We start from the raw sequence: 6021 nt of genomic DNA, 5'->3' as shown, positions 1-6021 counted from the left end.
AGCAGGCAGCGCGTGCCGTCCAGCAGCAGCGCCAGGTGCTGGCGGCTCACGTGGGGATCCGGGATGACGATGTCGCAGTCCTGGGCGCGGCCCAGCACCATGCGCTGGCGCTCCAGGGCGACCCGGAGCACCTCCTCACCCCTGCGAAAGAACACCAGCTCCGGCATGGACGCCTCCTCGTCATGGGGCTCTCACATATGAGATGCAGCGAGCGGCTACTCCTGACTCAGTGGGGACCGGCAAGAGGGCTGCTCCCCACTCAGTGGGGACCGGCGCGTGGCTGCTCCTGACTGAGTCAGTAGTGGAAAGCGGCTGCTCCCCACTCAGTGGGGACCGGCGAGCGGCTACTCCTGACTCAGTGGGGACCGGCAAGCGGACTGCTCCCCACTCAGTGGGGACCGGCGCGCGGCTGCTCCTGACTGAGTCAGTAGTGGCGCGCGGCTACTCCTGACTGAGTCAGGAGCGGCGAGGGAGGGCTCTTCCTGGCAGAGGCTGCGCGTGCTGACTTCTGACTCAGTCAGAAGTGGCGAGCGGGTTGCCGCTCCCCGGCAGAGGCCGCGCGTGCTGACTCCTGACTGAGTCAGTAGTGGAGAGCGGGCACCGGTCCGGCGGCGCCGTCCGCGAACGCGGACGGTCGTTGTCGTGTGCGGGGGGCGCTCACCCTCCTTCATTCAACGGTTTACCCAGCCACCTCCGCACTCCATCCCCGGCGGCACCTCCGCAACCTCTCGGAATCTCACTCCTTTTGTTCGCACCGTTTCCCAAGGCGGACGAATCGTCCGCGTCCGCGTCCGCTCACCGGAGGCCTGTTCTCGCAAGTGCCTGTTTTCGCACCAACGCAGAGGTTGGCGCGCCACGTGCTCTTGGGCTGCTCAACCGCAACGTCAAGCGGCCGGGACGCATGGTGCGTTCCCAGGGGGAGAAGCTCTCATGTTCAATCTGTTCAAGTTCAAGAATGACACCCACGCCACGCCGACGGGCGCCTCCGTCAGCCCCGTCATCCCGGAGGGCACCACGCTGGAGCAGCTGCGCGCCGAGCTGCTCCAGCTGATGGCTCAGGAGAGCAGCAACCACCACCGCATGGGGACAATCTACAACTACATCGTCGACAAGCGCCTGGCGGAGAAGGCCGGCTTCAAGGACGCCCGCGACTACTTCAGCAAGCACCTGGCGGACCTGTCCCAGACGGCGCTGACGCTGTACGGGGCGGTGGCCAACGCCTTCAGCGAGCCGGTGGCCCGCCGCTTCGGCGTCACCTGCCTCTACCTGCTGCTCAGCTACAAGGAGGCCGCGGACCTGGAGGTGAACCCGGAGGACCCGGGCCCCACCCCCATCGAGGTGCCGGATGAGAAGGGGCTGGTGACGGTGCAGACGTTCGGGGCCTGCAGCGTGGCGCAGATGCGCCGGGCGTTGCAGCACAAGCGCAAGCCGGCCTCCACCAGGCCCCTGCCGCCGGAGGCGCTGCTGCTGGCCGAGCAGTACACCGAGGCGGTGGCGCTGCGCTTCCCCAAGGGCAAGGGCGCGCTGGTGAAGGTGACGGTGCGCAACCAGAAGGGCAAGGCGGTGCTGGACTTCAAGGGCATTCCCCTGGAGCAGGTGAACCAGCTGGTCCTCGCGCTCACGGGCGAGCTGCCCCCGGTCAATGAGCTGCCGTAGCCGCCGGTAACGGTCCGGTCGTTGTAATCCCGGGCTCATGAGGCGAGGCCCCGCGTTCCTGATGAGGACGCGGGGCCTCTTTTTTTGTGCTCCCTGCGTCAGGACTGGTGCCCCTGGTGCCTGGAGAAAAGGTCTGGCGCGCCGCATGGCACGGCGGGTGCCGCCTCCTGCGCGCGCCGACTCCTGGCCCGCTGAAGTGCACATTCGCACCTGACTTCGACGCGGGCTCCCTGCCGCGTCTGTTACTCTGGGAACCTACCTGAGAGGTTCCTCCGCCTTGTTCCGACCCATTGCCTCGCCCTTGGCGCTCGCCGCTCTGCTGGTGGGCCTCGCCGCTCCGGCACAGGCCGCGGCTCCTCGTTCCATCGTGCTCTCGGGGCAGGCCGGCGAGTCGCCGTTGGTTTCCGTGGCGCCTGGCACCGTCACGGTGCTCCTGCTGGACGCGCCGCTGGTGCGGGAGTCCGTCGAAGTCGAGGGCCGCGCCCGGTTCGCGGTGCTGGACGTGGGGGACACCACCGTCACGCTCTCGCCCACGGCGGCGCTGGCGCCCGGTGAACGGCTCGCGCTGCGAGTCACCTACCGCGAGGGGTTCCCCTTGAGCGTCGTGTTCCTGCTCACAGGGCAGCCGGGTGCGGCGGATGTGGTGGTGAACGTCAGCCGCCCGCGGCAGTCCGTGGAGGCGTGCCGCATGGAGCTGTCCGCCACGCGCGAGCGGTGCGAGGCACAAGCCAGGGAACTGGAGACGCTGAAGGCACGGCCCCCAGCCTCGAGCCCGGCGGCCGTGGCGCTCTCGGGCTTCGTGGATCAGCAGGGCGTGAGCGGAGCGTACTTTGATCGAGCGCGCGTTGGGGCACACGAGGGTGAGCTTCGCCCCACTCGGTGCTGGGGCCTCGGAGGGCCCACATGGAGCGTGGTGGTCCTCGAAGTGAGTAACACCGGAGGGGCGCCGTGGGCGCCCGCGTGGGCAGAGGTGACTCCCGCAGGAGGGGAACCGCGCCGCGCTCGCGCGGTGCTCTCAGGGCAAGCAACCATCCCCCCGGGGGGGGTCGTGAGCGTGGCCGTGGAAGTGGAGATGCCCGCGCGAGAGAAGGAAGCATGGCTGCAGGCACGGCATGCGGTGCGGGTGTGCAACGGTGACGGGAGCCGCTGTCTGTCCGCTCCCAAGGTGAAGCTGTAGCTACTGGCGAGAGGTGCGCGGCATGTTCTCGGATTTTGATCCCTTGGACCTCAAGCCCGGTCAGATGGTGAGCGACTGGCGCATTGTTCGACGTGTCGGCAGGGGCGGGTATGCCGTCGTCTACGAGGTGGAGAAGGACGGCCAGCGCTTCGCGCTCAAGCTGGCCTGTCAGACGGAGCGAAGCCCGGATCCGAAGCAGACGGACGCACGCGCGCGGCGCGAGGCGGCTTGTCTCCAGCAACTCAACCACGGTCACATCATCCGGATGCTGGGGCAGGGCCGGTGGCCGGGTGCGCTCTCAGGCTTCCACTACATCGTTCTGGAGTTCGTGGACGGCTACACGCTCGCCCGCTGGGTGGAGCGGACCCACCCGACGCCGCATGAAGTCGTCGTCCTGTTCCTCAAGCTGTTTGACGCCCTGGAGCACATGCACGCGCGAGGCGTGCTCCATCGGGACTTGAGCCTGAGAAACATCATGGTCACCAAGGACGGCGAGCCGGTGCTCATCGACTTTGGCGCGGCGGACTACGCGACCGCCGAGGAATTGACGGACGGGCCGCTGCCGCCTGGAACGCCGCGCAACCGCAGCCCCGAGGCTCAAAGCTTCTGGGAGGAAAACCGCCTCAAGCCCGGGGCTCGTTACACGTTCAAGGCGACAGACGATATTTTCGCGCTCGGAGCCAACCTCTACGACGTGCTGGCGGACCCCACACCGGAAAGCAGCGAGGGGCGGCCCGTGCTCAACAGCATGGTGATAACTCCTCCCACCCCGCATCGCGCAACCCAGGGGCGCGTTCCGATGGAGTTGAGCGCCTACGCGATGAGGCTGATCAGTCGCGACCTGGAAGTGCGCCCCGCGACGGCGAAGGATGCGCGGCGCCCGCTGGCGGACCTGGCGCGCTTCGAGGGGGAGGACTGGCGCGAGCGCCCCATTCACCCGGCACCCTTGCCGTTACGGCGAGAACCCGTCGAAGGAGAGCCGGTGTTGGCGCCAGCGTCAGCGGATGCAGCGCCCGTACCCTCTGCCGCGCAGCGCCGCCGGCGCCGTCCGTGGCTGCGCCCGGTGTTCGTCGGGCTGCTGGCGCTCTCTGTCTTCGCGGCGGTCGTGGCCGTCTTCCTGCTGCACAGGCCACCGCAACCCGAGTCACCTCCGGTGACCAGGAGCGCACCAGCGGATCAGCCCCCTGCCTCGAGCCCTCTGACCGAAAAGCCGACAAGCCGCCCCGCTCGGTTAGCCTCGGCTCTCCCTACCCAGAAGGAGGTCAGCCCGTCCGTGAAGCTGCCCGACAACTCCCCGACTCTCACCAACGGCGTCCCCAACCCGCAGCAGGTCCAGAGGGCCAGCGGGCGGCGCGTGCCCTCGAAGGTGGAGCAGTGCATGCTCCTGGTGGCCTCCGTTGCATGGCTTGAAGCGGGCTGCACTGGCGTGCAGAAGCGCCCGGATCCCGAGCCGTGCCCCAAGGAAGCCGTTGAGGCGATGTGGAAGGAACTCGGGTGGCATATGGGCTACGACACCTCCGGGCCTGGCATCTTGCTGGATGTGACCAAGGGGAGCCTGGAAGAGGCGGACGAGCAACCCTTGGCCGTTTGGAAGGATGGGCCGGTCACGGGGGCGTTGATACGGCCACACTACAAGGCGCCTGCCGGGATGCGGGTAGATGGGCACCTGTGGACGACGGGCGATCGCATCTACGGGCGCTATGTCCGCGCCCACCTCCCAGGCGGGCGAACCGTGCCGATCTGCCTCGAGCTGACGGATGTACGCGAGCTGGGCTCGGAAAAGCTCGAGGGCTCCAAGCCGGGCGCCCCTGTAGGGACCAAGGTGTCCGAGACCCAGGCCGTCAAGCAATGGAGATGAGCGGGGCAGGCGTTTCACTGACGCTGTAGTCAGGGACCGCGCCGCTCCCAACCTCCAGCGTCGTTCCCTCCCATGGTACATCCTGGGTAGTGTTTCGCTCCGCTGCGGCGCCCTCTCTTGCGCCGCCAGGAGCCGATCCCGCATGGCTACTCCTCGCCCACCCTGGAGCGTCCCGGGGGTGATTCTCTTCTCTCACGGCGATCTCTCGTATGAGGTGGATCTGTCGCGTCCGTTGCTCGAAGAGCTGTCGCAGTCGAGGCTGGGGGAGAGGATCGTCCCAGCCTGGGAGCGCACCGAGAAGAAGCGCCTGCGGGAGGTCATCGTCCGCAGCTTGCCGCCTGCGTCGCCGGGCGATCCCGAAATGCTGGAGAGGATGCGCGCCCGCCTCCGGGAAGAGGCGCACCTCGCCACCTATCTGCGACACCCGGGGATCGCCCGCACGCTCGGGCCCTATGAAGTCCAAGGCGCTCTCTACATCGTGTCGGACCGGGTCGAGGGCACTTCGATCAACTCCCTGCTCACCTACTCACTGATGCGAGAGAAGCTCCTCTCCCCGGCGTTCTGCCTCTACGTGGGGGCCGAGGTTGCCAGCGCCCTGCACTACGCGCACACGTGCAAGGGCGAGGACGGCGCTCCGCTGGGCATCGTTCATCGGGACTTGAACCCCGCCCGCATCTTCCTGGAGCCCGAGGGTGGGGTGATGCTGACGGACTTCGCCCGCGCGCGCTCCTTGCTCCCGGGCCGAGTGGCATCGACGTTGCCGCGTCCTCAGGGGGATGTCTTCTATTGCTCCCCGGAGGCGTTGCTTTGCGGGGAGACGGATCCGCGCTCGGATCTGTTCTCGCTGGGGCTGGTGTTGCTGGAGCTGGCCACGTGGCGCCACCTCTACAGCATGGTCGACATGCGGCCCAGCGACCTGGAGGAGGCCCTGACGAAGAAGGTCAAGGTGCGGGTCCTGGATGCAGCGATCACGGCCATGGAGGCAGACCTGCCGGCTCATGCGGACGACTGCATCTTGAGGGCTGCCACGTTCACCCGGGAAGAAGTGGACGAGCTCACCGAGCCGCTACCGCAGCCGCTGCGCTCCATCATCCGCAAGTTGATCCAGCGCCACCCGGAAGAGCGCTATCCGTCGGCGGCTGACGTGGAGGCGGATCTGCGGGCGGGGCTCGCCGCGCTGGGAGTCCCCTACGGGCCCGAGGAGGCGCTCGAGGAAGTTCTGAGCTCGCTGTCGGGGGCCCGCCTGAGCCGGGACACTGAGCGGGGCGGGACCCCCTAGCCACCCTCCACGCGATCGGAGCAACTCCACTTCCCCTCGTCCCGGCGCCGA

5 protein-coding genes are annotated in these 6021 nt (G+C 68.0%); 4 read left to right on the top strand and 1 reads right to left on the bottom strand.

The genetic code is table 11. The annotated features are described in order from the left end of the window. Window positions 1-167, bottom strand: a 167-nt coding sequence (locus tag KY572_RS46320; protein ID WP_224250227.1) for an FHA domain-containing protein, incomplete at its 3' end; no start/stop codon positions are given. A gap of 763 nt (window positions 168-930) precedes the next feature. Here KY572_RS46320 and KY572_RS46315 point away from each other — a divergent pair. The 4 genes from KY572_RS46315 to KY572_RS46300 all read left to right on the top strand — a co-directional run bounded on the left by KY572_RS46315 (window position 931) and on the right by KY572_RS46300 (window position 5970). Beyond that, window positions 931-1656, top strand: a complete 726-nt coding sequence (locus KY572_RS46315) for a hypothetical protein (RefSeq protein ID WP_224250225.1) — start codon at window positions 931-933, stop codon at window positions 1654-1656. Between the two features lie 277 nt (window positions 1657-1933). Beyond that, window positions 1934-2833, top strand: coding sequence for a DUF2381 family protein (locus KY572_RS46310; RefSeq protein WP_224250224.1), 900 nt, complete (start codon window positions 1934-1936; stop codon window positions 2831-2833). A 22-nt stretch (window positions 2834-2855) separates the two neighbouring features. After that, window positions 2856-4691 carry a serine/threonine protein kinase gene (locus KY572_RS46305; protein WP_224250226.1) on the top strand — a complete coding sequence of 612 codons (1836 nt, stop codon included), beginning with the start codon at window positions 2856-2858 and terminating at the stop codon, window positions 4689-4691. A gap of 142 nt (window positions 4692-4833) precedes the next feature. Beyond that, entirely contained in the window at window positions 4834-5970 is a 1137-nt protein-coding gene (locus KY572_RS46300) for a serine/threonine protein kinase (RefSeq protein ID WP_224250223.1), read from the top strand. The last annotated feature ends 51 nt before the right edge of the window (window positions 5971-6021 follow it).

This window comes from Hyalangium gracile (genome assembly GCF_020103725.1).
Classification (GTDB): Bacteria; Myxococcota; Myxococcia; order Myxococcales; family Myxococcaceae; genus Hyalangium; species Hyalangium gracile.
This window is presented reverse-complemented; position numbering and strand designations above follow the sequence as displayed.